The organism is Acinetobacter variabilis, from assembly GCF_000369625.1.
Taxonomy (GTDB): Bacteria; Pseudomonadota; Gammaproteobacteria; order Pseudomonadales; family Moraxellaceae; genus Acinetobacter; species Acinetobacter variabilis.
The window spans coordinates 855,642-880,357 of record NZ_KB850113.1 but is presented as its reverse complement, the minus strand read 5'-3'; the positions used below and the strand labels follow the sequence as shown (position 1 = coordinate 880,357).

General features: G+C 42.9%; 37 protein-coding genes and 1 tRNA gene. 5 read left to right on the top strand and 33 right to left on the bottom strand.

Going from position 1 to position 24,716, the window contains the following annotated elements:
- Nucleotides 1-40: 40 nt before the first annotated feature.
- The 32 genes from F897_RS09975 to F897_RS09835 all read right to left on the bottom strand — a co-directional run bounded on the left by F897_RS09975 (nucleotide 41) and on the right by F897_RS09835 (nucleotide 20,444).
- On the bottom strand, nucleotides 41-1,378 hold the full coding sequence (locus F897_RS09975; RefSeq protein WP_005235532.1) for a hypothetical protein: 1,338 nt from the start codon (nucleotides 1,376-1,378) through the stop codon (nucleotides 41-43).
- A 2-nt stretch (nucleotides 1,379-1,380) separates the two neighbouring features.
- Nucleotides 1,381-2,019 (bottom strand): hypothetical protein, encoded by a 639-nt coding sequence (locus tag F897_RS09970; protein WP_005235531.1) that lies wholly within the window; start codon nucleotides 2,017-2,019, stop codon nucleotides 1,381-1,383.
- Nucleotides 2,001-2,465, bottom strand: coding sequence for a GNAT family N-acetyltransferase (locus tag F897_RS09965; protein WP_005235529.1), 465 nt, complete (start codon nucleotides 2,463-2,465; stop codon nucleotides 2,001-2,003). Before F897_RS09965 ends, F897_RS09970 begins: the two co-directional genes overlap by 19 nt.
- Entirely contained in the window at nucleotides 2,462-2,794 is a 333-nt protein-coding gene (locus F897_RS09960; RefSeq protein ID WP_005235527.1) for a hypothetical protein, read from the bottom strand. The genes F897_RS09965 and F897_RS09960 overlap by 4 nt, the downstream gene beginning before the upstream one ends.
- Nucleotides 2,794-3,150: a hypothetical protein gene (locus F897_RS09955; protein WP_005235526.1), complete on the bottom strand. Its 357-nt coding sequence runs from the start codon at nucleotides 3,148-3,150 to the stop codon at nucleotides 2,794-2,796. Before F897_RS09955 ends, F897_RS09960 begins: the two co-directional genes overlap by 1 nt.
- Complete coding sequence (locus F897_RS09950) at nucleotides 3,151-4,536, bottom strand: packaged DNA stabilization protein (protein ID WP_005235524.1); 1,386 nt, start codon at nucleotides 4,534-4,536, stop codon at nucleotides 3,151-3,153.
- A gap of 2 nt (nucleotides 4,537-4,538) precedes the next feature.
- Nucleotides 4,539-4,991 carry a hypothetical protein gene (locus F897_RS09945; RefSeq protein WP_005235522.1) on the bottom strand — a complete coding sequence of 151 codons (453 nt, stop codon included), beginning with the start codon at nucleotides 4,989-4,991 and terminating at the stop codon, nucleotides 4,539-4,541.
- The gene (locus tag F897_RS09940) at nucleotides 4,984-5,466 is read right to left on the bottom strand and encodes a packaged DNA stabilization gp4 family protein (RefSeq protein ID WP_005235520.1); all 483 of its coding nucleotides are present in this window, start codon (nucleotides 5,464-5,466) and stop codon (nucleotides 4,984-4,986) included. The genes F897_RS09945 and F897_RS09940 overlap by 8 nt, the downstream gene beginning before the upstream one ends.
- Before the next feature lie 14 nt (nucleotides 5,467-5,480).
- Nucleotides 5,481-5,918, bottom strand: a complete 438-nt coding sequence (locus F897_RS09935; RefSeq protein WP_005235518.1) for a hypothetical protein — start codon at nucleotides 5,916-5,918, stop codon at nucleotides 5,481-5,483.
- A 62-nt stretch (nucleotides 5,919-5,980) separates the two neighbouring features.
- Nucleotides 5,981-7,228: a P22 phage major capsid protein family protein gene (locus F897_RS09930; protein WP_005235516.1), complete on the bottom strand. Its 1,248-nt coding sequence runs from the start codon at nucleotides 7,226-7,228 to the stop codon at nucleotides 5,981-5,983.
- A gap of 11 nt (nucleotides 7,229-7,239) precedes the next feature.
- Nucleotides 7,240-8,130: a hypothetical protein gene (locus tag F897_RS09925; RefSeq protein WP_005235514.1), complete on the bottom strand. Its 891-nt coding sequence runs from the start codon at nucleotides 8,128-8,130 to the stop codon at nucleotides 7,240-7,242.
- Nucleotides 8,120-10,201: a portal protein gene (locus F897_RS09920; protein ID WP_005235513.1), complete on the bottom strand. Its 2,082-nt coding sequence runs from the start codon at nucleotides 10,199-10,201 to the stop codon at nucleotides 8,120-8,122. Before F897_RS09920 ends, F897_RS09925 begins: the two co-directional genes overlap by 11 nt.
- Before the next feature lie 17 nt (nucleotides 10,202-10,218).
- Complete coding sequence (locus F897_RS09915; protein ID WP_005235512.1) at nucleotides 10,219-11,640, bottom strand: phage terminase large subunit; 1,422 nt, start codon at nucleotides 11,638-11,640, stop codon at nucleotides 10,219-10,221.
- A complete protein-coding gene (locus F897_RS09910) occupies nucleotides 11,615-12,040 on the bottom strand; it encodes a terminase small subunit (protein ID WP_005235511.1) in 426 nt (141 codons plus the stop codon). The genes F897_RS09915 and F897_RS09910 overlap by 26 nt, the downstream gene beginning before the upstream one ends.
- Before the next feature lie 4 nt (nucleotides 12,041-12,044).
- Nucleotides 12,045-12,533: a recombination protein NinB gene (locus F897_RS09905; protein WP_005235510.1), complete on the bottom strand. Its 489-nt coding sequence runs from the start codon at nucleotides 12,531-12,533 to the stop codon at nucleotides 12,045-12,047.
- Nucleotides 12,534-12,550: 17 nt separating this feature from the next.
- A complete protein-coding gene (locus tag F897_RS09900; RefSeq protein ID WP_005235509.1) occupies nucleotides 12,551-12,778 on the bottom strand; it encodes a DUF551 domain-containing protein in 228 nt (75 codons plus the stop codon).
- Nucleotides 12,778-13,053 (bottom strand): DUF968 domain-containing protein, encoded by a 276-nt coding sequence (locus tag F897_RS09895; protein WP_034580955.1) that lies wholly within the window; start codon nucleotides 13,051-13,053, stop codon nucleotides 12,778-12,780. Before F897_RS09895 ends, F897_RS09900 begins: the two co-directional genes overlap by 1 nt.
- Nucleotides 13,046-13,219 carry a hypothetical protein gene (locus F897_RS17720; RefSeq protein WP_004731361.1) on the bottom strand — a complete coding sequence of 58 codons (174 nt, stop codon included), beginning with the start codon at nucleotides 13,217-13,219 and terminating at the stop codon, nucleotides 13,046-13,048. The genes F897_RS09895 and F897_RS17720 overlap by 8 nt, the downstream gene beginning before the upstream one ends.
- A 699-nt stretch (nucleotides 13,220-13,918) precedes the next feature.
- Nucleotides 13,919-13,993 (bottom strand) — tRNA-Trp (locus F897_RS09890).
- Between the two features lie 360 nt (nucleotides 13,994-14,353).
- Entirely contained in the window at nucleotides 14,354-14,590 is a 237-nt protein-coding gene (locus F897_RS09885) for a hypothetical protein (protein WP_005235506.1), read from the bottom strand.
- Between the two features lie 158 nt (nucleotides 14,591-14,748).
- Entirely contained in the window at nucleotides 14,749-15,300 is a 552-nt protein-coding gene (locus F897_RS09880; RefSeq protein WP_005235505.1) for a hypothetical protein, read from the bottom strand.
- 12 nt (nucleotides 15,301-15,312) lie between these two features.
- Complete coding sequence (locus F897_RS09875; protein WP_005235503.1) at nucleotides 15,313-15,579, bottom strand: hypothetical protein; 267 nt, start codon at nucleotides 15,577-15,579, stop codon at nucleotides 15,313-15,315.
- 11 nt (nucleotides 15,580-15,590) lie between these two features.
- The gene (locus tag F897_RS09870; protein WP_005235501.1) at nucleotides 15,591-16,103 is read right to left on the bottom strand and encodes a RusA family crossover junction endodeoxyribonuclease; all 513 of its coding nucleotides are present in this window, start codon (nucleotides 16,101-16,103) and stop codon (nucleotides 15,591-15,593) included.
- Entirely contained in the window at nucleotides 16,096-16,470 is a 375-nt protein-coding gene (locus F897_RS09865; RefSeq protein WP_005235499.1) for a lysis system spanin subunit, read from the bottom strand. The genes F897_RS09870 and F897_RS09865 overlap by 8 nt, the downstream gene beginning before the upstream one ends.
- Nucleotides 16,467-16,769: a hypothetical protein gene (locus F897_RS09860; RefSeq protein WP_005235497.1), complete on the bottom strand. Its 303-nt coding sequence runs from the start codon at nucleotides 16,767-16,769 to the stop codon at nucleotides 16,467-16,469. Before F897_RS09860 ends, F897_RS09865 begins: the two co-directional genes overlap by 4 nt.
- Nucleotides 16,759-16,917, bottom strand: coding sequence for a hypothetical protein (locus tag F897_RS17715; protein ID WP_005235495.1), 159 nt, complete (start codon nucleotides 16,915-16,917; stop codon nucleotides 16,759-16,761). The genes F897_RS09860 and F897_RS17715 overlap by 11 nt, the downstream gene beginning before the upstream one ends.
- Nucleotides 16,914-17,357 (bottom strand): hypothetical protein, encoded by a 444-nt coding sequence (locus tag F897_RS09855; RefSeq protein ID WP_005235494.1) that lies wholly within the window; start codon nucleotides 17,355-17,357, stop codon nucleotides 16,914-16,916. The genes F897_RS17715 and F897_RS09855 overlap by 4 nt, the downstream gene beginning before the upstream one ends.
- Entirely contained in the window at nucleotides 17,354-17,860 is a 507-nt protein-coding gene (locus F897_RS09850; RefSeq protein ID WP_005235492.1) for a hypothetical protein, read from the bottom strand. Before F897_RS09850 ends, F897_RS09855 begins: the two co-directional genes overlap by 4 nt.
- Nucleotides 17,857-19,185: a replicative DNA helicase gene (locus F897_RS09845; RefSeq protein ID WP_005235489.1), complete on the bottom strand. Its 1,329-nt coding sequence runs from the start codon at nucleotides 19,183-19,185 to the stop codon at nucleotides 17,857-17,859. Before F897_RS09845 ends, F897_RS09850 begins: the two co-directional genes overlap by 4 nt.
- On the bottom strand, nucleotides 19,185-19,964 hold the full coding sequence (locus F897_RS09840; RefSeq protein WP_005235487.1) for a replication protein: 780 nt from the start codon (nucleotides 19,962-19,964) through the stop codon (nucleotides 19,185-19,187). The genes F897_RS09845 and F897_RS09840 overlap by 1 nt, the downstream gene beginning before the upstream one ends.
- Nucleotides 19,961-20,122 (bottom strand): hypothetical protein, encoded by a 162-nt coding sequence (locus F897_RS17710; protein ID WP_164071343.1) that lies wholly within the window; start codon nucleotides 20,120-20,122, stop codon nucleotides 19,961-19,963. The genes F897_RS09840 and F897_RS17710 overlap by 4 nt, the downstream gene beginning before the upstream one ends.
- A 46-nt stretch (nucleotides 20,123-20,168) precedes the next feature.
- Nucleotides 20,169-20,444: a hypothetical protein gene (locus F897_RS09835; RefSeq protein WP_005235482.1), complete on the bottom strand. Its 276-nt coding sequence runs from the start codon at nucleotides 20,442-20,444 to the stop codon at nucleotides 20,169-20,171.
- Nucleotides 20,445-20,767: 323 nt separating this feature from the next.
- On the opposite strand from F897_RS09835, the gene F897_RS09825 reads away from it, so the two are divergent.
- A complete protein-coding gene (locus tag F897_RS09825) occupies nucleotides 20,768-21,448 on the top strand; it encodes a LexA family protein (protein WP_005235479.1) in 681 nt (226 codons plus the stop codon).
- Nucleotides 21,449-21,604: 156 nt separating this feature from the next.
- Here the strand turns inward: F897_RS09825 and F897_RS18045 are convergent, their stop codons facing one another.
- On the bottom strand, nucleotides 21,605-21,739 hold the full coding sequence (locus tag F897_RS18045) for a hypothetical protein (protein WP_265596764.1): 135 nt from the start codon (nucleotides 21,737-21,739) through the stop codon (nucleotides 21,605-21,607).
- 211 nt (nucleotides 21,740-21,950) lie between these two features.
- Here F897_RS18045 and F897_RS09820 point away from each other — a divergent pair, with 211 nt between their 5' ends.
- The 4 genes from F897_RS09820 (at nucleotide 21,951) to F897_RS09800 (ending at nucleotide 24,716) form a co-directional block, all read left to right on the top strand.
- The gene (locus tag F897_RS09820) at nucleotides 21,951-22,955 is read left to right on the top strand and encodes a hypothetical protein (protein ID WP_005235474.1); all 1,005 of its coding nucleotides are present in this window, start codon (nucleotides 21,951-21,953) and stop codon (nucleotides 22,953-22,955) included.
- A 1-nt stretch (nucleotide 22,956) separates the two neighbouring features.
- The gene (locus F897_RS09815; protein ID WP_005235472.1) at nucleotides 22,957-23,460 is read left to right on the top strand and encodes a hypothetical protein; all 504 of its coding nucleotides are present in this window, start codon (nucleotides 22,957-22,959) and stop codon (nucleotides 23,458-23,460) included.
- Between the two features lie 214 nt (nucleotides 23,461-23,674).
- Nucleotides 23,675-24,025, top strand: coding sequence for a hypothetical protein (locus F897_RS09810; RefSeq protein ID WP_005235470.1), 351 nt, complete (start codon nucleotides 23,675-23,677; stop codon nucleotides 24,023-24,025).
- A gap of 184 nt (nucleotides 24,026-24,209) precedes the next feature.
- Nucleotides 24,210-24,716 carry a hypothetical protein gene (locus F897_RS09800; protein WP_005235468.1) on the top strand — a complete coding sequence of 169 codons (507 nt, stop codon included), beginning with the start codon at nucleotides 24,210-24,212 and terminating at the stop codon, nucleotides 24,714-24,716.

Genomic DNA, 24,716 nt, shown 5'->3' with positions numbered 1-24,716 from the left:
ACACCCCTACTTATTATAAATAAAGGTTATCACAAAATATTTAATCAATCCCTAACTGATTAGCAATCTGTTGCATTTCTGCTGGAGATACACCACGCGCTTTTGCAGCCGCCACCACTTCAGCAGAATAACCTTTGCCTTTGGTTGCATAGATCTGAGATTTCTTATTTGCAGTCTGAGCAGCTTTTGAAAGTTGTTTAGCAACTTCCGTCAAACTTTCCTGCACTGTTTTTGGGTCTTGGTTTGGGTTAATGGATGCAATGGATGCTTTTAATGCAGCACCTTCTGATTCTGTTAAAGCACCAAGGCCACGCATCTGATCAACTTGAGCCAGGAAGATTTTAGACTTCATGGTTTCTAGCTTCTGATCAAAGGTGTATTCAGCAGTACCTGGAACATTACGCATTGCTCTGTTCCAGTAGCCACCAGTCGACTCATTAAGGGCTTTCGCATCATTAGCAAGCTGAGCTGCCAATTTGGCACCTTCGGATGCATTTCTGGCTGCTGTCGCAAAGCCTTCAACCTTTTCCAGTCGTTCCATGCGCTGCTCAGGTTTTTCTTTCACATTAAATACAGTCTGGGCAATCTTTCGCTCTTCCTGATTCAATTTTTCATAGAACTGCTGCTGATCCTGGTCAAGCTTTGAATAAAACTGATCGTTATCTAACTGCATTTTTTGCTGTTCAAGAACACGACCTGTTTTACGGTCCTCAATTTGAGACTCAATATTATCAATCTCAGCCTGAGTTTTATCACCGTACCAAAGCGTTTCAGTTTCGGTTTTTTCGGTTTCAGCTTTAGCTTTACCAGTCTGAGCTTGTTTGTTTTCGATCTCAAATGGCGTTAAATCATTTTGATTTAATGCACCCAATACATCTTTAAACTGGCTTGGATTGGTTGAGGCAAGGGTAAGTCCGGTTAATGTTTGCAGCCCTTCAGGGTCTGTTTCAGCCATAGTTGCCATCTGACGCAAATAACCAGCCGTTTCTTTATCACCAGAATTCTCATAACCAACCGCTTCATTTTCCAGAATTGATTTGGCCAAGTCAAAGCGCTTACTTGCTGTCGCTGCATAAATACGTGACGCTGTTTTAAAGGTAGCTTGTTGTTTACCTGAATCCAGAACATCATAAGATCGTTTGAAATCTTCTGCTAAAGCCGGGTACTTCGCCATGATGCTTGCATAGTCATCATGGGTTTTATTCGGTTTTGACGCAAAGGCTGATAGCTCCTGTTGCATCTGCTGCTTCTGAATGGCTTCACGTTCAGCTTGCTCTTTGGCTTGCACAAACTGGCCGATCTGCATGCCTTGAGTAAGACCGGTTACTGCAGTTTGAACAGGATTTTGCACATCAAGCATATAATTAATAGGTTGCATAATTAAAACATCCCCATCATCTTCATACCGCCGATCTGACCAATCGCACCAGTTAGGCCATTCCACATGTTTGCGCTAGCTTGGCCGCTTGCCAAGGCTGCGCCAGCTTGTGCGGCGCCAGACTGTTGATAAAGGTTTGAAATATTACTTGCAGCCTGCATGCCCGCGTTACCGGTTCCAGCTGCTGCGTTCTGACCAAGTGAGGTCATGCCTGCTAGATTTTGATAGCGCTGGTTAATCAATTGATTGAGCAGTTGCGGCCTAAATTGAGCCAATGCAGCCTGAGTGTTGCCACCACGCAGACCACCGGTAGCGGATGCATTTTGCAAAATAGCGTTTTCGCCCTGTTGTAAGTAGGTTTGCATTTCAGCGCTATTATTGATGTTGTTAATCGCTGCTTGTTGGGCTGTATTACCATTGATTCCAAGCAAATCTTGCTGACCAGTCAAACCGCTAAGGCCTGCATCCGCATAAGGTTTTAAGAGCTTCTGAACTGCATCAAATTGTCGACGCTGTTCTTCAACGCCCATTTCAGATGATTGGATCTGAGCATTGGTTGCTGAGTTCGCTGCCTTCTTTTGAGCTCGGCTTGAAAGTACGCCACCAACAACCCCTGCGCCAACTACTGCTGCAACTGGCATAAATACTCTCCTTTGGTCAGTCCGACCACCACTTGATCAACCAACACGCCATTTTTTAAGAATGATTGAGTTAAAACACCTTCTTTTTTAAATCCAAGCCGAAGCGCATAAAATAGAGCTTTTTTATTGGTCGATGGTGTATAAGAAATTGCTTTTTGATAATTACTGAATAGGTAATCAAGCAGTAATTGCCCTGCCTGAAATGCTTCTTTGCCACGCAGCAATAAACAGGTGTGAATTTCTGCAGTTACTGCATTTTGTGGAACAAGCATAAATAGGCCTTTGATTTCTTCATCCTGGTAGATTCCAAGGCACTCAAAGGTGTGAGGTAGTTGCTGTAATTCGTGATTTTTAGTTGCATCATCTGAAATATCATCATTCACTGCAGCATCTAAAATCACACGGTTTATAAGGTTCAGATCATTCAGAGGCTGCAATGTAATCATGTGACCTCTCGACCTGATGCACGAATCGTGAGTGAATCCGCAACACTTGCAATCATGCTAATCGCATCGCCAGATTCAAGAACATGGCCAACTAACTCAGGGCAAACATAGGTTTCGCCAGTTGCTACCGCCTTATCCTTAATGATTGCATTGCCATCACCTACAGCACCACCAGACGGCACCAGATTACAGCTAAACGTCACTGCTGCGCCTGTTGTATTAGTCACCGTCACCTTGTCAATCATGGTTTTAACCGATGCAATGTGCTGGTTGGTTTGTGCGGCTTCCAGACGTTTAGAAGGGATTATATTTTTTACTTTGACAGCCATTAGATCAGCTCCAATGAGTTAATTTCTTGATATTGAATTTGGGTGGGTTCGATGTGGTCTGGTGTGACATGCTCATAACGTGGCGTTAAGTCATCATGCTGGCAGTTGCATTGATGTGCTGGCTCCATGGCCTTCACTTCTGCCAGTGCTTCAACCGCACCAATGAGTGCGATAGCCAAAGCCGCCTGAGTGGTTGCGCTATCTGCAGCAAACAACACTTCTTCAATGTCATCGTCTTGTCGGTTAAATTCACCGGGCACCACATCAAACACTTGCTCAAAAGCTTTTAACACCCGCGGATCTTTAAAGATCTTGGCAAGCTCTTCACGGCTTGGTTTTTTAGGTCTAACTAACATTTAAACCCCCAGTGGCTCTACTTTTGCCTCTAGTCGTGCAACTGATAAGCGTGCTGCCGATGTGCCTGTAAATCGCTGTATGCGCCAGTTTTGCATATAGCCTTGCTGAAACCACACAAGGCGCTTTGTGCGCTCTCCACGCTTACCTACACTGATAAATTTAGGCATGGACCACTCAATACCATCAACAGAGTACTGCGTATAAATACGGGTTTCTTTATTGAAGGCATTACGACCAGTTAAGGCCACCAATTCGAGCTGATGGAAGATTGCACCGCTGGACTCGTTATAAACAATCGCCGTGCCAAACTGCCACTCAACTTCATTCCCCCAGTGTTCACCGGTTTCATCAGTTAGAGTGCCAAGCTTCGGCTCAGTGGTATGACCTACGAACCATTTGTTATAGGCATGAGTCATGTTTCGTGCCGTGTAGCCGTTACCACTGTTTAGAATAAACCAGGTTGGTTGACCAGTGGCCTGCGAAGCTAGTGAGTCATAAACCAAAGTCTGATTTGGTAGGTGGATGTATAACCATGAATGGCCGTCGATCTGACGTGATTCAATCAAACAATCCGCTAATTGTGCTTCAGTGTAATTCGAAAGGATCTGCTCAACTTCACGGGTTGCTACCTTTTGAGTCGTTCCAGATCCAGCAACGTAAACACTGATTGCTTCATTTCGCCCACTACCAAGCATAGCGATTGCATCCATATAAACACATGCAGTCTTTTTGCTTAGTGTACCTTTCATAGTTTGAGCGCCATCAATGCGCTGGAATGGGAAGTATTCACCGCCGACGTTATCAAACACTTCAATAGTGTGTCGGTTTAACACATATACTTCATTTCGAAGCTTGATTAGACCAACGATAGGATCGGGATCGACTTCTGAAGAACCATATTTAAGCGGATTCACTTCAAATGGGTTATTTAGTTCAGTGACAACAATGTTGTTGCTGTCGCTTGTCATGAAATAACCATCCACCCAGATCACATCGCAGACTGTACCTAAATTTGGGTCTGTTACTTGCTTAAGTGTGCCGTTATATAAGTACAAGGCACTCCCTGCATTTATGGCTAGATAATCAAATGAGTAGTCAAATGAACATAGCCCGCCTGATTGCACATCACCCAACTCAACAACCTGACCAGATGCTGTGATTTTTACAAACTTGGTGCCGCAAACTCGATAATGCTCACCACGCCAAACAATTCCACCACGATCTACACCAGGCAGGTCTGCGACATGATTAATACCCTCGGCTGGCCGTAAGTATCCAGCGGAAATCCCCTGCCCTTTTGGTACCGGAATCAGGTTGACAGGATAAGCTGTGCGAAAATCAGAGTTATTGTCAGTATAGATTCCATCCAAAATAGGGATTTGCATATTTACCCCACTCGATACCAAGTATTAGAGAGCTTGTCGTACTTCAATTTAAAGAAACCGTTTGCAGCTAAGGCATTTGGCGCACCAATCACAAGTGCATTATTCCCATCAACCGAGAAATTATTCACTTGTTGAGAACAAGCAACCAATAAGACTTGCCCATCAGTCACAGTGTAACGCTCAGGCAGTTTGATTGAGCCTGTGGTTATGCTTACCGATGGGTTTAAAATCAGATAGGTACCAACCTCATGGTTTTCGATGTCGAGTGTGAAATCTGCATTCGGGTTAAAGTGTTGAATGTTGATTGGTGGATAATCAACTTTCTTAATACTTTCCTGAATTTTCTCAATTAGTAACTCAGCCGGCACACCACGAAAGTCACCATTGTCACCACTCCAAATCACCACAGAATCACATGGACCAATACGATCCGTATTACTTAATCGTTTATTCATTCGAGAAACTCACAGAGGTATCAGGTGCAAAAACTGTTTTGGTTGGAGTGCTTTCGATGAAAGGCAGACAACCGCCTTTATGACCAGCACCACGCGGTAAAGAAGGGTTAAGCCGAACTCTAGGTGGATTACTAAGCATGGCTAATTGAATCGTTTCAAACGCATCCTTCGCCATGGCTTTTAACTCAACCGGCACAGCCTTGCCAAATGATCCAGCCAGCCGAATCGCCAGATTTAAGCGAACTGCTTCAACTGCATAATCTGGAATATGAGTTTCTTCATCCAGATCGCCACTCTTGGCACTTGAGCCCAATGGATAGCCAAAGCGAATATCTTTGGCATCCCATAGGCCCATCATGTTGTCGAGCTTGAGCTTTGCGCTTTCAACCTGCTCCGGCTGCATATCGAACACATAAGATGCAAGTCCTAGTTCCTCAAGAGCCTGCTCAACGATTTGTCTTTTAGTCCAGGACATTTAGCACCTCTTAATTATTCAGAGTCTTTAGACTCATGATCCAGTACCAATTGAGCTAATTCTGGCTTGCCAGCATTGGCTTTGTATTTAATTTCAGCTTTATCAAGAATGGCTTTAAGCTCATCTGCTGGCTTATCTTCCAGTTCCTTGAAACGGATCTTTTTGCGTAGCTCTTGGTTTTCTTTTAGAGCTTCAACCAGTTCTTCTTTCAGCTTGGTGTTTTCTTTAATTTGGGCGTCCAATTGCTCTTGTAGCTCTTTATTTTGTTTGGCTGTGCTAAAACCATCTGCACTACCTGATGCATATTTCATGTCTGGTGATGCATCTGGCAATTCACCAAAACCCACCCAGCCAGAATCAAGCAGCTCTTTTTCCGATTCTTCATTTGATGCGGTTTGGTGTTCGTATTTAGCTTTATTGCCCTTGTAGAGCATTTTTGGATAATTCGACATTTCACTACTCCAAAAATGACGACGCCCGCATATAGCGGGCATTTGTCGTCACGGTTTTATTGTTAGGTCTGATTTTCCAGCATGATACCGGCTAATTCAGGGTTAAGCACTTCCACGTTCGCCCACACAAACAAACGGTAGTTAGCCGCCAATGTATCGACGTTGGAATCGGACAACATCACAATCTGAATGCCGCTGTCAGTGGTTGCTTTACGAACACGCTTACCAGAAGCTTCGAACGGTTCTGTGTTGAAGTCAGCATGCACAATTTCAATCGCTGATTTTTCATAGAACACGCTTGCTGCAGAGGTCTTTTTGTTCAGGATGGTGATTGCCGCATCAGCTGCCGCGCCAGTGGTCACGTTTGCATAAGCCTTTTGAGCTGCTGCCGCGCCATCAGCCGGAACAATTGCAGGTGAAATTGTCCAGTTATTGCCGCTAATGCCGATAATACGGAAGGTTTTAAGCTGACCAGTAGACTGCTTGTTGATATGACCAACTGCGTATACACCTGCAATTGTGAACACATCGCCAACCGCAGCACCTGTACCAGTTTTAACTGCTAAAGTTTGAGTACGGTTATCAGCCGGGATGCCATTCGCATCAGCAGAAACTGGCGTGTAAGACTGTGCACCGCTGACAAGGTAGCCAGAACCCGCAGAGCCAGCAATAGCGCGGCCATAGTCAACACGGAAAGTATCAAAACCTGCAATCGGTGGCAAAGTTGAGCGTTGATATGCATTCATTTGTGCTGTATTCATGGTTTGACGCGCAGCCAAGTTACCAGCAAGGTTTTTCGCCATACGTGGATTTAACAGCATGATACGCTCGCCACGAGTCGCTTGTTGCTCAAGCATCAGGGCATCAGCTTCTGCAGCATCATCGTAGGTATCAATCGCACCCGAATTGATCACTGCTAGAGTGCCGCGCTCTGCAATACGGTTAGCAACCAAAGTATCCAACTTGTTAGAAAGCAGGATGTTTGAGGTTTTAACAATATTGTCAAAAGCATACGGGTTGTTCAGATCCACACCGGTCAGCTTCACCGGTACGTTACGGATATGCGATTCAGTCAACGTTGCTGGAACGGTAAGTTCTACCAGATCCTTGTACTGGCCAGAGATATCGCGACCATCAACGATTTCTGTCATCAAAGGCATTGGACGGTGGAAAGTCTGACCATTCAAAGCAAGTGCTTCAGCAGGTGCTTTGTATTGAGAAACGTTTTTAGAGCTAATGTTGGTCGCATCAAAGCCAGCCACAACATCATCAAAGAAAACATCAATTTTTTTAGCAAAAGAGTTTGGCATATAGAATTACCTTATTTCTGTAGAGATTTTTTGTATTTGATCAGTTCGGTACGATCACCAGTTTTCGCTGCTTTCGCTTCGAGTTGCGCTAACTTTTGATCTACCGCACCAGCTAATCCAGCTGAACCGCTTGGTTTCTTTTCTGGTTGAGTGGCTGGCTTACGTGTCTGAATTTTCATTTGAGAGTCCAGTTTTGCAGCTGCAAAGGCGAATAGAACCGGGTCAGTAATCGCTGAAAGCTCCTGGGCTTTCTTCGGGTTTTTGCCCAGGTGATACATGATCAGTTCAGGGTTTTCGGCCGCATGAATCAAGATGCCCTGCTGGGTTGGTGTGAGCTTGTCTTTTGCAGCTTCTTCTAATTCCCCAAAGTCTTTAACTTTGGATGCTACATTTTGACGACGCTCTTCATAGCTTTGCATTTTCTGCTGCCATGCCTGCTTAGCTTTTTCTTCTTCAGCCTGTTTTGCTGCCTGTTGCTGTTCAACTTGGCGTTTTCGCTCATGCCATTGTTCAACTGCGCTTTCGAATTGATCTTCGTCATAATCAAAGTCGGCAAGCTTTGGTTTAGGCCCAACTTCAATCGGCTTATCAGCCGGTTTAGCCTGTTGCACCTGAGCCTCTAGCTCCTTGATGCGTTTTCGTGCTTCCCGCTCTTTTTTGCGAAGTTCTTTTACCCATGTCGGTGCTGGTTTACCGCTAAAATCATCATCATCGGATGGTTCAGGTTCTTCATCACCCACCGTAATGACAAATTCTTCATCTTCAGACGTCTCATCCTCGGACTGGTTTGATTCATCTTGGGTTTCTTCTGGATCTTCTTGGTTTTCATCTTCCTGGTTGTCTTCAATCGGGTCGATGTTGTCTTCTTCATCCAGTTCTGTACGCAGGTCTTCAATTGACATATTGCATTTCCTCGTTCTGTATAGGCTGAACGGTTGCCTGTTGTGGTTGCATACCTAGCTGGCCGATTGCTTCAAGCACTGCTTGCCGCTCGTCCATGTCCAGGCGTGTCATTAAATCGATTGCTTTGGCTTTGGTTTCTTCTGCTCTTGCTATCGCGAGTTCAGTGTCTGCCTGTGCTTTAATTGCGAGTGATTTATTCTTTTCGGCTTCTGACTGCAGATACAGCGTATTTGCATCAGGCTCTTGATTTTGAGCTTCTTGCGCGAGTTGCTGAGCTTCTTCCTTAGTCGGCTCTACAACGCCCATACGCAGCAATTTCTTGCGATAATAGTCGCGCACTTCATTAACACCTTCGCCTTCCATGTTCATCATAATCATGGATGACAGCACTTGTTGGTCCATTGGATCAGATACCAGTGGAAGCATGTTTGTTAGTGAGCGTACGGTTGCATTTCGCTTGCTAGTCGATGTTGGTCCAATATCAATTGAGACATCGAACTTGGCTTTGGTTAAGTCGTTTGTGTGCTCAACTTCACCTGAAGTCGGGTTATAAACAGGTTTGAATAACTCAATGGAGTCAATCTCGTCCTGGTTCCCCACGGTCTTCATGGTTCGACCATCTTCAATATAGAGTTCAGAGGCCATGGACAGCCAAATTTCACCAGAGCGACGCACTGCTTTGGCAAAGTTCGAAATGTAGATGAAAGATTGCATGCCAAGCTGGTTTTGCACCAAATCAATAGCTTCTGCACTCACATTGGAGCTTATCTTTTCACCCTGCTCTTGATTCCCTAGAAGATCTTTAATATCCACTTCTGTTAATTGAAGTAACGCACCCATTGCTGGCGGTACGCTTGGCGGTTTGGTGTAAGCTACTGGGCCTTGAGCAACAACATTACCCGCCGCATCTTTGAGTGGATGAGCTAACAAGTACGGATAGTTTTGAATATTGTCATTCGCCCACATGTGCGAAACGCCAGCGACCTGTTCAGGCGCTAGAATCGGCTTCTCAACGCTCGAAGAAGCACTGATTTCACCAAGCTTGGACAGCTGCATGTTCTTCAGTCGCTGAGCATCTTTGCAAAGCCGGACATGGCCCATGCAACGCTCTACGTTGTCGATGTACCAGCGCTTGCCATATACCGGCACAATCGGGATATGACGACCAGCGATATAGCCGTAATCCTCAAGAACACCCAGACCAGACATAAGAAGCTTACGAACGCGCTTACGTTCAAAATCACGTACCCGGACTTGTTGTGCACCAGTTGCATTCAGTTCATCAAGAATGCTTGGATCCTCTTCAAGCTGTTCCGCTGTATAACGTTCTTCAGAGCCATCGATTAAACGGAAGATGTGAATCTTTTCCTTAACCTTTTCGACCTTGTAGTATTCAGCGACGTAAACAGAGTCTTTTGAAGCCCAATCAAAGTGACTATTGGTAATAGTCTTATCCCATGAGGATGGATCTTGATCTTCACCATATTCCTCTTTGAATGCATCGCATGACATTGAGGTCAAAACAAAGCAGTATTTGGCATCTGCTTTATCCTGGCGTTTAGCGTCGGGATCAAAGAAAACGCATGTATCAGCATCAAAAATAGGTTCTATTCTGATTCGCTGATGCTCGTTCTCTTCATCATCCTCATCTTCATATTCGGCACGTAAACGCCAAGCACCAAAGCCACCACCTACCGCTTCTTCAAACGCATTGTCATAAGCTTCATCTGCGCCTGAGTCCTGCTCATCTGCACGATAAAGCTTTGCACAGGTATCGGCCAGATCGTCATTACTCACACCGTCTTTGCTAATGAAGTTCACACCGATGCGGTTATTGCGATACTCATTGATAATACGAATGACAGCCAGGTGAATCTTATTGACTTCAAATTTAGGCTTATTTTCAAACTGCTCGCCTAACTTGCCTTCCCACTGAGCCCCAGCAATAGAATAAAATCGACGATCCTCCAAGCACTGCTGACGTTCATCAGCAACAGCACCTTGAGCTTTATCAAATTGTTTCTTTGCGGTTTCGTGGATTTTGGCAAGTCGATCTGCTTTATCAGTCACGACTTGACTCCATTTGATTACCAACGATTGACGGTTGGGATTGGGTTGATTATTGGTGTATTTTGTTTTGGTATGTCATCAACAGCGAAACACATAGATAAAGCATCAGCCATGTTTGGCGATGGAATACCTTGTTTTTTCATTTCCGCTTTACTGACCAACTGAATTAATCTTGAGCCTGATGTTCTTTTTCGTTGCTGTCTGATTAGCTCTGATTTAAGTTGCTCTAAATCTTTTTTATCCATGCTTGCAGATGAAATACTAATCAGTAGTCGTGGGTCTATATATTCACCCTTTACAACAGCCTTATAAGTATTCTCAAAACGATCTCGAAGCAACCACCAATATTGAGCGCGCTTATTTAAAAACACATCCTGATTGGCTTTGTCATCCTTGTAGATACCTGGTGTTGGCTTATCACCACCACCAAAACCATGAACAATGATTGATTTATTTGCTATACGCTCTTTTAGCCCGACCTTGACACCAGCACCTACACCAACAGAGTCGTAAACAAGGATTTCAGAGCGGTTCTCAAATGCCTCATCAAATGCCCAAGCGATAGCATCATCAATATCACCATCTTTTTTTTGCTTAACACCCAAAACAACTGAGCCATGCCTAAACGCAATAGCTTTAGAATCCTTGCCCTCATCGGCTGGATCGAATGCTGTTACCAGCTCGCCACGTGGCTGTAAGTGTTGAAGCTTTAAATGTGCATCAATGGCAGCGTCCACCCACTCAGACTCAATGATTGAGTCATCAAAGGCTGTTCTAGGCTCACCACACCAGATGTTTAAATATTCTTTGTAATTGGTCGACTTACAGCGTTCCATTTCTGTTTTTAATGGGTCTGCAAAGTAGGGGTTGTGCCAATAACAGACTTTTGCTGTGTAGATATATTCATCTTCATAAAAGCCATTCTGATTGATTTCATCAATGTAAGGCGCTGCTAGCAATTGATAGGTATGACTTCCAGTGTCACCAGTGTTCCAAGTGGCGATGATTTCAGAATCTTCTTCACGGATCGTAGGAATCAAAGTGTCCCAACTAAGCTTAGAAACAGTTTCCGCCTCTTCAACCCACATGCCGTTATAACCAAACTTTGATTTAAACGACATAATGTTTCGAGCAAGACCTACAAAATCGAACTTACCACCATTATTTTTGTGCAGGATTTTAGTTGCCTGAATCTCGAATTGATCCTCAATTCCGAGTTCATATATCTTGTGAACAAGTAGTGAGTAGCTTGAATCCTCGATAGAGTTTTGAAACTCACGAGCACACACCCATTTTTCACCAAAGAAAGCCACTTTATAAACTAAATGCTTAGCCACTTCTTGCGACTTTGCTGCACCACGACCACCAAAGAATGACTTGATACGTTTAGGTGAATACAAAGGCACAAAAGCCTCAATCACACTTAGTTCTATCTCCATCAGGTTTCACCACTTTAATTGTAAGTGTTGCCTTTGTTGCAACTTGAACAGGACCACCATCAGGACCAGAGTGTTGCACTTTCTCGGTAAACATACCCAAGTGCTTGCCAAGATGCGCCCAAGCAGAAACACGTGCTGATTGTGTAGAGCCTTCTGCATAGTCTTGAGCTTCTTTAAGTAAGCCATTCACGACCATTTCAACAGTGACCTGAGCTTTATTTGAGAGTTTTTCCTGAGCCTCGGCAATGGCTTTTGCAATGTTGGGTTTTGCTAGGTTTTCACAACCAATGTCTCTTGCCGTCTTTTCGCTATACCCCGCACGAATCGCGGCTTGCGTTGCATTTAGGTCTATCAGATATTCTTCGACAAACCGCTGCTGTTTAGGCGTTAGGTTCGCCATATCTTTACTCCTGATAACACCACTTCAAATCATCCGGCACAGTCAAATGCACATGCAACTGAGTCACAGCAAAGTCATGCACATAATTCAAATACTCGGTCATTTGCTTAACTGTCGCCTTGGTTGTACTGCAAAGCCTGATGACCTGTTCACCGATAGCCTTATACTCATCTGGTTCGGTTTGCTTTACCTTGGCAATGGCATGACACATTTCACCAAACTGCTGGTCATCTCGACGATAGATATAAATCAGAAACTTCTTCTTGAACTCGTAATGGAGTGAATCTTCATCCTGACCAATCTTTCTTCTAATCTCACCAATCCATTTCCAGTAAAGCCTATTCTGCGCTGCTGACCGCTCATCTGGTGTTTGATTGATCCTCACCACCAACGGCTTACCCTCATTAATCGCTTGGTTGTAGTGGGTATGCATGTAGTTAATGGCTTTAGTGATGTCGGCATGCGATTGGATAGGAAACACGGCTTTTTGCATTTCCTATCTCCACTAAATTACTTCTTTGGTAGTTTTGGTATTGGCATCCAGTGCGTTGCATTTGATGTGAAGCCAGACCAGTATTCGGTTGTTAGGTCGCCACGCCCACCTTTGCAATAACGCTGAACTTCCGGGTCCTCATCGCCTCCTGATTCCACCGTTAAAACAGGTTCACTCCAACCCGTCACCCGACCATCTTCAATAATAATTTCAGGCTTTTGCTTTTTGATACTAATCCACTTCATCAAAACACCTCTTTATCTTCCACTACCAACATCCGATTCACTTTCACCAACCACTGATCAAACATTGCTTCACTCTCTGCCCGATTACCCAATTGAAAGGTATCAAACTGGAAATGACAGGAATGGCATAAAGGAACAGTGAACTGATCTGAACTTTTGATCGACCTGCCCTTACCATGCTTAGCATTATTTGAATGAGCAGCCTGGCTATTGGGATTACCGCATCGAATACATGGCAGCTTTCTGATTGCTGCTAATCGCTTTGCATCACGCATACAGCGCTTCACGCAAATTCTTAATACGCTCTTTCAGCTTAATCATGATGCCGTCAATTGCCAGTAGCTCATTTCGTGTCAATCCCGATCTACTGAGGTTCTGATACTTAGACAGCTCAGCACTGCAAAATTCTAAGTCTTGTTTAGCTTGTACTTTGTCTGTCATGAGTACCACCAATAAGAAAAGAAAAACCCCTCAACATCTAGAATGCGAGGGGCTTTGTTTGCCGTAATACGTCCGGCGATTTTGAAATAAAAAAGCCCGCTTAACTCTCTCCAATTAAACGGGCTTGACTTGCATCACAACGTCTTTCTTCTTTTGCAGAGCAACTATATTGCTTAAATATTGCAGCTTTATGAAACAGCTCTTTGCTTGAGTGATTGTTATTTAACTTCTTTCAAACAATCACGACACACCTTGATTTCTTCATCATCAACCGTGTAGTCGATCTCAGTCGCACCGTGTAGACCGAATAAACACATTAAGAATCGGAGCATGCTTTTCTCCAGACAAAAAAATACCTCCTTTATGGGAAAAGGAGGCAGAAACTTGAAAAAGAAACTACAGCGATAGAATCTGGGCTGAATTATATACTTTAAAATATTATATACAAGACCATGTTATTAACTTTTACTTTCAAATAAAAAACCTGCTTAGCTGGAGGGCTAAACAGGCAGGATTTAAATCATCTTTTATTTGTTTTCGTAAGGTTCTAGGAATGAACACAAGATATCATTTGCTCATCACAACTAAGTATAAGAAATATATGCAGAATGTTTTAACACGTAATAATTAAGTTATATTTATTAATAACTTGATCATCATTTACTCAAAAAGATCACTTAATAATCAATCTTGTCTATCTGGCACGCCATGCAGGACTCGAACCCACACCACCGATTTTGGAGACCGATGCTCTACCAGTTGAGCTAATGACGCATTAAGAAAAGCCCTCTCCGCGGGGCTAGACGCTACTCATTAATCCATCATCTCGAAATGGGCTATCAATCTGACTTCTTAACTTTCGTTCTGTATGGGTCGGGTTGTCATCCCAGATCTAGTATTTCTCTTAGGCCCACTCAGCACGTGACTAAATCATGCTGGATTCAAACCACTTATACGGCTGGTTTCTGCATCACACCGTTTGTGCTGATAGTTGAGCAAATTAGTGCACAACGTCACAAATCCAAGTTACCTAATGGCTAACGTTATTTCATAAGGTCACCAATGAGTCAGGTTTAAGAAATTTTAGACAACAAAAAAGCCCACCATTTGGCGAGCTTTCCTTGATGCTTAAACCTATTTTTGACATTTCACGTTAAACTGGTATTCGTCTTGAGTGACCTTAATTTTAATATTTTTATATTTTCGTTTGTTTGGATCCATTGCCGAGCCAGCCACTTCCTCAAAAAAACTACGATCATTCATTAGCTCGCCATACGCTTTATAGCCTAATAAAATCTTTACAGGCTTTTCGCCTTCAGTCACTAATTTACAGAGAGTATCTTCTAGTTTTTTAACAGTTAAAATCGCCATTTCAATTAGAGCTCAAAAACAAAAAGGCATTATCACTTAATTTTATGAATAAATAATGTCAAAAAAGCCCACCTTTCGATGAGCTTTAATGACTTGGTCTCGGTTGAACCGTAATACGACCAGTATAGATAAACTATACCTTGCGTCCATATAGGATGTCAAATATTCGTTTTCCTTAAATTTTTCCGATATTCTCCTGCGTAATGTTCCACCTCATCACGCAATTCATTGAGTAGCAATTCAACCGCATTGCCTAACCATGCATAGCGCTTCGAGTAAGTATTTGGCTCAATATAATCAATTCCTGAAAATACCAAGCGGCCTTTCAATGTGTGATATTCACGCAGCTTTGGACGCAATGAATAGAACAGCTCCATACGTGCAATGTGTTTGCAGAATTGCTGCATATCAAAACTTTCACGCTGCTTATCCATTTCCTCCTGCACCATGCGCCACAAATAATCAGAAATGTATTTTGTGACCACGGAATAATTATCTGTATTGTCCCGGTAATCACCCCATACCAAAATTGACGCATAAGCCTTGGTTTCGTCATTTGGCATCAGAGCAATTGCACCACAGCGATCTTCCCAATTGACAGGGATTTCATTTGTTGGTGGTGTATCTGCTTCATAATTCGCAGTCTTTGCTCTTAACTGCTGCCCCAACCATTCAATGTTTGTCATCTTTTCAGCTACCATCGCATTCATCCCTATTCCCTCTTAAATCACATTCAATGCTTTCAATAATGCAAAAATCAGCAGACCCTGAAGACCTAAAGCACATGCCGATGCAATCTTATGTATCCAGACTTTTTCACCACGATTAAGTTGGTTGTATTGGTTTTCGTGGTACTCCATGCGCTTTTTAACCTGCTTGCCCCGATATATCGTGTAATACAGCGGGTCAACCAGACCGATGCAGTTCAAGAAAAATTGATATGCAATCGACAACACCAAAACCCATAATGCTATTTGCTCTAATTCCATCCCATCCACCCTCAAACCCTTAACTTTTCAACTTGAATAATCAGCTTCCCGCCTTTTTCTGATGGCAACCGCTTCACAAGCAATTCATCCACCTGAGAATCATCCAGAATCAATCCACCTTTCGATAAAGCATCAAAGCAGGGCTTCACGATGTTATCGATGTCGCGTATTTTCGTATCAGGTGGCGCGTATTCGATCTTTACGCGAACTCTGCCCTGATACCCTGCTGGCTCAATAAAACGCTTCATAACGTCAATAAAGTGGATTGCACGCTTACTTAATCGATTGGTCTTGTTTGCCCCACGAATCCAATAGTGATTCACCGAAGGAGGTGTAATTAAAACTTCACACCAAAGCAATTCATCATTCATCACACCAAATCCTTTCCCTTCGACCAGATGAGCCGGAACCTTTGGCATTGGATCTGGATTGGATTTCTTTTTCCCCGACTTGGTTGTTACACCAAATCGAGGACCAATACCGGCTTTTCGTGCCTGTGCTGCGGTGATACGGAGATTAGTCATTAGCACCTCGCAGGGCTTTCTTGATCTCACCAATGCAATATCGAATTGCAAAAACTCGCTCGGATTTTCCAGACTTCTTGTTCTGCTCTAATGCAAATTCAAGCTGCTTGATTAAGCTCGCAGAAGAAGTTCTTAAATTGTCATTTTCCTGCTTAGCCTGGTGAAGTTCCTGAGCCAAACGATCTACTTCTAAAATAGCCTGCTCTCTTGTGAGTTCCTGATCCGCAAAGCACTTTCCATCAGCATGACAATAACCATCACTGCCACAATAACCAGAGCCATGCTTGCATCTCATTACAGCATCTGCCCAGACATTGTGGTTCTTGCTTAGCAAGTCATGTTCACACGGTATTTTTATTGCTTTCATGACCTACCTCGCAGAATTTCTCTCGCACAATTAATTGGTCTAATGTCGGTTCTTGTTAGCCAGGTTAAAGCTTCATCAATCCGTTTCTGCTGGTCCTCAACCTGCTTCTTCTTCTCGATATAACAAGCCTCCATGTTGTTGAGCTGCTCTTTCAGCCCCTCAATCTGCTTCTCATACTTCCGCAGGTCAGCATCCTGCAGCTTGATTACTTCATCCATTTCTTGGATGGCAGCTACTTTAGCCTTCAACATGTCGAATAGCTCAGCTACAGTCTTATGTGCTACATCTTTAAAATTCATCCCACTCACCCCGAATCAAATCTTCATACGCCTTACTTTCTTCATCTGCCGACTGGTGCATCATTTCAAACTGCTGCTGAAGCAATTCCTTTTCCTGTAGATCAGTCGTCCGGTTGATCTGGTCTCTTAATTCTGTGAATCCTGTCATGCTGTTCTCTCCATCCGTTTTTTATAGTTTTTGACTGCCGATGCCTTGTTGCATGAAAAACAGCTATTTGTACTGGTATAGCGAAGCGTTCCACCACAACTCACACATGTAGCCCCATGAAAATGCTTTTGGCCTTCCTCTCTGGCCTTGTTGCGAGCAATCACATTCGGGTTCTTGCGTCTTGCATGTGCGGCTGCTACAGATGCAGCCATCACATTACGCATACTTTTTTGAGCACCACCTACAGGTCGACCATTGAATTGCGAAAACTCACCTGAATAACCTTGTGGCAGAGTTTCCACCTTTCCACCATTTTTTAAGAAAGCCTCAAGGTCACTATCAAGCTGCTCACGTAGACTGCGCTTAGCCTCAATCTGAGCATGAGTTATGTTTTTGCCAGCTTGTACCGACTCGATTCTTTGTTGAAGTATTTCGTTCACGCTGCACCTCCGAATAAATCCAAAGTCCATTCATCACGCGCTGGCTTAGCCTTTGCTTTCGGTTGCTTTACGGGCTCTGACTTAACCGGTTCCATTGGTGGTGCATACTCAAGTTCTAGCGATTCAGGTGCTGGAAATGCCTTATTGAATTCCTCTTGAGTTGGCGCCCAATCAACCAGCTGCCAAAATTCACATCCATGTCTCAAGCCTGCACATACTCGACCCGCCTCAGCATGAAGAAACCAAAAGCTGATAAGAGATGTTTTTTGAGCTGGATTCATGTACTGACAGCGATCTTCTTTTTGCTCTTTAAAAGCTTTAACAAAATAGGTTTCTAGCTTCTGATCAGCTGCGACCTCAATTTCATTTTCACCAATCAAGTCAAGCCAGATTTTGAAGTCGATATTTTCCTGCTCATTCAATCCGGCAAACGCATGATCAGTAAGCGGCGCTGGATAAGTTGTAAGACCGCTTGAGTCTTTGTATTCAGAAATTACACTCACACCCCACCCCCTGCGCTTTCATCAGCTCGTACCGATGCAAAGCGACAAATATCCAAACGATCCATCACCCGAACTACGCCTTTCTTGCCATGACGGTTTTTAGCGATAATGATTTCTGTAATACCACTCGGCATTTCGTCATCACTGTTTACGATTGGATGGGCCAATAAAATCTGATCCGCGTCCTGCTCAATCTGGCCAGACTCTTTCAGATCAGATGCCTTTGGACGTTTACCTTTTTCGGATTCACGGTTGAGCTGTGCCAGTGCGATAACCGGACAATCAAACTCTTTTGCCATGGCCTTTAAATCACGACTGATTGAACTCACTTCCTGATAGCGGTCTTTCTTCGTTGGATCACGTACCAGTTGCAGGTAGTCGATAATGATGCAGCCTAATTTCTTGTAATTGCGCTTGGCCTTGCGTGCATACGAATGAATCTCTGCAATGGTCGGCTTTTGCTTGTCTTCGATATGGATCGGTAGTTTGCTAAAACGATCCTGAGCGCCTGCAAATTCCTGAATCATCCCGTCGTACAGATCGGCATTGTGGATGTTGTCGTATGGGATCTGAGTGAGTGCTGAGATACAACGATTCGTGAATGTCTCTACATCCATCTCGGCAGATACGACCAGTACCGCTTCCTTGAACTGCATAGCGGTTTGAATCGCCACCATTTGCGCTAGAGTGGACTTTCCTGATCCAGGTCTACCACCAATCACACAAAAATGGCCGCGCTGAATGGTGCCCACTACGTTGTCCAGATGAGGCAGATTAAACTTAACGCCTGTGTACTGCTTATTGGCCTTGGCCTCTGCTTTCTGGATCAACTGATCACCAGAGCGCTTTAGTGCTTCAGCAAACGTAAAACTAGACTTCTCCAATTTCTCATTCGTGGTTGCCTTGTTCAGGATATTTTCAGCAGCGTTATGCACATCAGGTACGGTTAAATCTCTTGCCACTTCCTGAATGCTTCGGCCCATCTTTTCAACTTCACGATGCGCTTTCAGCTTGTTGAGTTCAGCAACATAAGATTCCAGGTTGTAGAAACTCGATGGTGCATCTGCCATCAGTGTCATCAGGTATTCAGACGGACTTACACCAACCAGTGAATTTTTCTCATTCAGTTTCTGTTCAACAAAAACCACATCGTACGGTTTGTTCTCACTGGCAAGATCGGTAATGGCCTTGTAGATTTCCTGGTGACGAGTTGCGAAGAAGCAATTTTCATCCAGATCGTTCATCACGGTTTCAAGTGAGTTCTGAACGGTCATCAGTGCAGCAAGTACACATTGCTCGATTGAGTTGCTGTGAAGTTCAATCATTACCAGTCCCCCATGTCAGCTTGAAGGTTTTGGGTGTCGATAGGTTGTGATTTCACAGCCTGTTCAAAAAGTTTCTCAACGAGCTTGTTGTCACGCTTAATCCACTTCACAAAATTTGAATACATCTGGGTGTCATCCACTCCACCGGTGATAATTTTGTTTTTGTAGTGAGGATTAATTTCAAGCAAAATTTCTTCAGCTTGGTCTTGAGTGATTTTTGGTAATCCAGAACGCTGTAACCAAGAATTCAGAAAATGTAAATCTGGTGTCCAGAGATTCAGAATCTCATCCGGTGAATTTTTTGCGTTTGCGCTCTCTTTAATATTTTCTTTAATATTTTCTTTTATAGGGTACGGTTCAACCGTACTACCCCCATGCGGTTCAACCGTACTACCCCCATGCGGTTCAACCGTACCAGTATCGTTTGTTAGTACTACGGTTGTTTGGGATGGGTTTGGGAGAATAGTGATCTGATTTGTTGTGCCAGTTGTACGGGTAACAGAGATTAATTTAAGCTGTTCAAGTTCACGAATACGAGCGTAAACAGTTTCATCTCTCTTGATGCCGCAATACTTTTTAAAGGTATCTGTAGCAATCGATGTCTTGCTGCGATTAAAGCCCACAGTTTGACGCAGAATGAACATGTAGCACTTGAACGCCTTATCACTAAGCTGCGCCATGTACATATCATCAATGACGAAATTAGGCGTTCTAGAGTACTGTTCCGTCACAATGACTGCCTTTTCTGTTAGTTTTTCAAAATCCAGTCCAATGTTCATGACACCACCTGCATTGTGAATTTGCATAATTCATTTTTCGCTTTGGCTACAGCCTGAGAATTGGCAATTGTTTTTTCTGCCATATATCGCTCGACTGGATTTTGAAACAAATAAATCTTTCTGTTTACTTCGATTTCGGTTAAAATTTGATTGTTCATAATTAATCTCTCCGATGAGTTTGAACACAAAGCCTGATCTGAACCATCAGGCTTTTTCTTTACCTGAATCCCCGTGAATCCCTTCCGATCCCTCATGGAATTGAACCTCTGTACTTAAATCCCGCAATAAAGCTGCGACTCCCAAGCGCTCAAAAGATTTTGCTTGTAAATTAAGAACATGCCATTCACCGGCGATTTCCTTTTCTAGGAGATAAGCCAGATATTGGGCTAAGTCTTTACCTTTGATATTTGAGAGAACCTTTGCCCGTTCATGGTTCTCGGGAGACAAGCGAACATGTGTAGATTTCTTTTCAAGACTCATAATTTTTACCTACTTAGGAAGTCCGACTCTCAGAAGTATTTCTTTGGAAACCTTCCCTTTTGTCTTCTTCTCAATAATTTCTGAATAGTTTGTTTGCCCGGTGTACTCGGTACGTGGTAGTGAGCCTTTCTCAATCCACTTGTACATAGCTCTTGGGGTTTTTCCGATCCAAGCGGCTACTGTGTAGACACCGCCAGCATCATCAATACATGACTTTAGGTTCATTTTAACCTCCAATATGAACTTATGGTTCAACTTTAACAAGAACTGATACTTCTTTCAAGAAGTATTAATATGAACCTATGGTTCTTAGGTAATTAAAAATGACTGATCATTTGACTGAATTCTCAGATCGACTTAATGAAGCGCTCGAAAAGAAAGGTTTGCCAGTTCGCGGGAGAGCGACTGAGTTAGCTAACTTTTTTAAAATCACACCTAAAGCTGCTGGAAAGTGGATCAATGGCGAAGCTTTGCCTGACACAAAAAGAATTATTGATTTATCAAAATGGCTGGGTGTTGGTGTTGAGTGGCTTCTCACTGGGAAAGAACCCCCAATAAAGCTAGACAATAATGTTGATCTGTCTCAAAAGATTTCTCTTGATGGCCGTCCTGTTCCTGTTATTTCATGGGTAGCTGCCGGATCTTTTGATCCAATTGAAACCATCCTAAAAGACACAAAGATTGATGAGCATCTTCCTCCACTCAAGGAGTGCGGCAAGAATGGTTATGGTCTTATTGTTGTTGGGAATTCCATGAAACCCGAGTTTAAGCCGGGCGACCGAATCTATGTAAATCCTGATATACAGACTTTTGATTTAAAAACCGATGATCTGGTAATTATTGCTTGCAGCGGAGATACGGAGGCAACCTTTAAGAAGCTAATCATTGAAGGTGGTGATAAATACTTACAACCTCTTAATCCAGATTGGCCTGAGCAGATTATAAAACTAACAGAAGACTGTCGTTTGGTTGGTAAGGTTGTTGGCCTACATAGAAAGTTTTAAGAAATAAAAGCCGCTATATGCGGCTTAGGTATTCAGGACGACTAATCCTGAATTGCGGGCTAGTAATCCGCTAAAGGTGAGGATGAGAGTAGCGAATGTTTGGCGTATAGGTAGGGCCTAGCGACCAAGCAGGTGTGAGATGCACTAGCAAATCATTTAAGCTGAACGCCCCTCCGGTGTGGCCACACCTTCAGGGCAAGCGCCCGGCATGGCGCTATATAAATACACACACCAATATAAATATTGGTGGGCGCCCGCCAGTGAATTACAAGGTACATGCCATGTTTTCATTGACGTTGCAAAGGACTAAAGATGGCTATACGTTAAGTCTGAAAGTGGATTTCCACCAACTGGCTTTAGCGTTAATAGCGGTCGGATCGTTTTTTGCATAAACCGAGGGGGTGTGATAAGCACCCCCTCACCCATATTTAAAATACATAAAGTTAAAACAGAAAACAAATGCCGCATACCCGAGCGGACCTTGGATCGGGTGGAGGGGAATATGAGTACTGTAGTAAAAGAAAAGGTAGTGCATTATAAAAAGGTGGACTTTCTAAAAGGAGCAAATTTAGGACAATTGTTAAAAGCACAGCTACTTGAAAAAGAATCTTTTTTCTACAAAGCTGCCAATAGACAACAATTTATTTCCGCAACCAAAGATGATTTTATTCTTATAAATCATGCTAGCTCACATCAAAGTATGTTTTTTGGTGAATTAATCATAGTTGAGTCTGGAAAGGCTCAGGCTGTCCTTAGAATTGAGGGAGATGATGCGTCAGAATTTTCAATCAAGACGTATTTAACAGAAGATCTCCCTGATGATGAGGGAGATGAAACGATTGGTGAAACCGTAAGAAAAGAGTTTATTGATAGCGTTCTTTATTTTGGCGTAATAGATAATCATGTAGCTATTATTCAATCAAGGTCGCTTACAGCCCGCACACTGGAGTCGTATTTAGGATGGCTGCTTGGTGAGGCGGCTAAAGTTTTACCTCAAAACAGCGCTCTTATTTTAAAAGACTCTCCTAACCCTGCCGTAAAACAAAAACTTGATTCAACTCCAGCAAAATCAATAGCAATTTCCTCGGGTATAGGCTCTTGTGAAATGCAACCTATACACAATATTGAACAAAACCTTCCAGCCAAAATAGATTATAAAATCGAGGATAATGTGGTAGATGTTCTTAAAACTGCATTTGGCGTGGATTTAGATAAATTAAAACTCGAGGAGAGTCTTGATGATGCAAACCTTAAGCTCAAATTAACACTTACATATAATCGACGGACATCTAAAAGTGGTCAGAAGGTTATTGATTCTGTGGCTTCATCTATGCGTCACAATGATGATTATGTAATCACTCTGGAAGATGGGACAAAAGTTACTGCTGATAACCTGAAAATGAGTGGAAAAATCCCAGTCGAAACAATCAATGATAAAATTTATAACGAAGGTTTGAAGGTTCAGATGTATAATTGGATGACTACCAATATCAACTTTGGTGATTAACATGGCTAAACGCTACTTGCCTTTTTATAATAATGCTAGATTTATATCTCTGGTATTGGTAGCCCTTTTTGCTATTTTTTCAATTACATTCAAATACTTAGATTTAGATATCAATATCAGCATTGCACAGTTTTCTTTTGTTCTGGTGTTACCTTTAAGTCAAATTTTCTTAGCCTATAAAGGCATGTTAGATGCTATGAAGCTTGATGGGTTAAATCAGAGCGAACGAGATAGATTAACCTCAACAATAGATATTCGAAGAAAATCATCCCTTTATGTCGCTATGCTTTTTATCTTTATAGTATTTTGTATGTATATATCTAATTCTATGGGTATTTTGTCTGATAAGTTTTTATTATCCTTAATACTTTCGGTTGGTTTGACTTCAATATTGAGTTGCTTCTTAGCATGGAGTGATTTGCATGAGATATCCCTATTAGAGAAAGACCTAAAAAGCCGTAAAGAATCTAGGGAGGCTAAAGCTAAGGTTTTAAGCAATAAATAACTTTAGTAAAAGATCCCAAACAACCCATCCCTGTGATGGGTTTTCTTTTGTCTATTAAAACATAAAGATGAACAAAAAGTTCAAATAAATGTACTTTTGGTACTTTACATATATGTACTTATGGTTCATTATTGTCTCACAAACAAAGAAAAGCCCCAGCGTTGCAGCAACAACCTGGAGCGTGACCCACAACCAACCTGTGAGTGAGATAAGTATGACAACTAAATCCAATATTCTCAAGTCTGCTATTGCAGCATCAGTCACCGCAGCACTGGTCGCAGTTTATGCGTTCCAGCCTGCTAAAACTGCTGATGAATTAGCGGATCCGCAAATCAACATAGCTGCAAAGCAATACGAAGTTCAAAGCGTGAATTGCAATCAGATCTGTGTCGCTACTGTCAAAGCTGACGATTACAGCATCTATGTCGAGTATGCGTTAGATGATGGCTCGGTCGAGTTCCTGGACATTCTCAATGTCGTACGTCATGAGGAAGCGGTTAATGCCTATGTTGATCGTTATGAGATTGAAAAGATTAATGCTGCGATTGTTGGGGGTGTGAAGTGAAAAAATGCACCTTAAATCCACGCCATAAGTGGTCTTTTATTAAGAATGTTGAGGTTAAAACAGGCTTTATTAGCGCAACAAGGCAGTCAATAAGAATTAGCAAAAAAGGGTTGTTTCGTTGTGAGTGTGGTGCTCGCAAGTATGGTGAATATCAACACACCCCAAAACCCGCAGGAGAAACAGCATGAACACTTACGCTCAATTCTGTGGATGTGGTGCGGCAATGCGTCCTATTCATCACATCGGCAACCAGTCTTTATTCCTGTGCCGTGATGGTCATAGCACTAAGGTAATTGACTGCAAAGTAAATGAAGATTTCACCCGTGATTTGTACTTTTCAGACCTGCCGAGTTTCAAAGTGGATCTGGATATTTCGATTGAAGATAACGTGCTGACTTTTGGTTTGTATCGTCAGATTAGTGAAAACCTGTATGCAACGGCTGATTGTTCAATGGCTGTGTTACCTCACACGATGACGCAAATGCGTAGTCAGAATGGTGACATGCGATATGCCGAGCCGGTGGATATTCATTCTTGGCTTGTGGTGAAGGATACACCTGTGACCTTGCTGGATGTTTGGAATTTTGAAGCCGAGGAAGGTCAGACATTTGCGCTGACCGATGAACAAATTAAAGAATTACAGCGACTTGTGAGTGAGTACGCGGAACAACTATTTGAAGAGGTGGCTTGA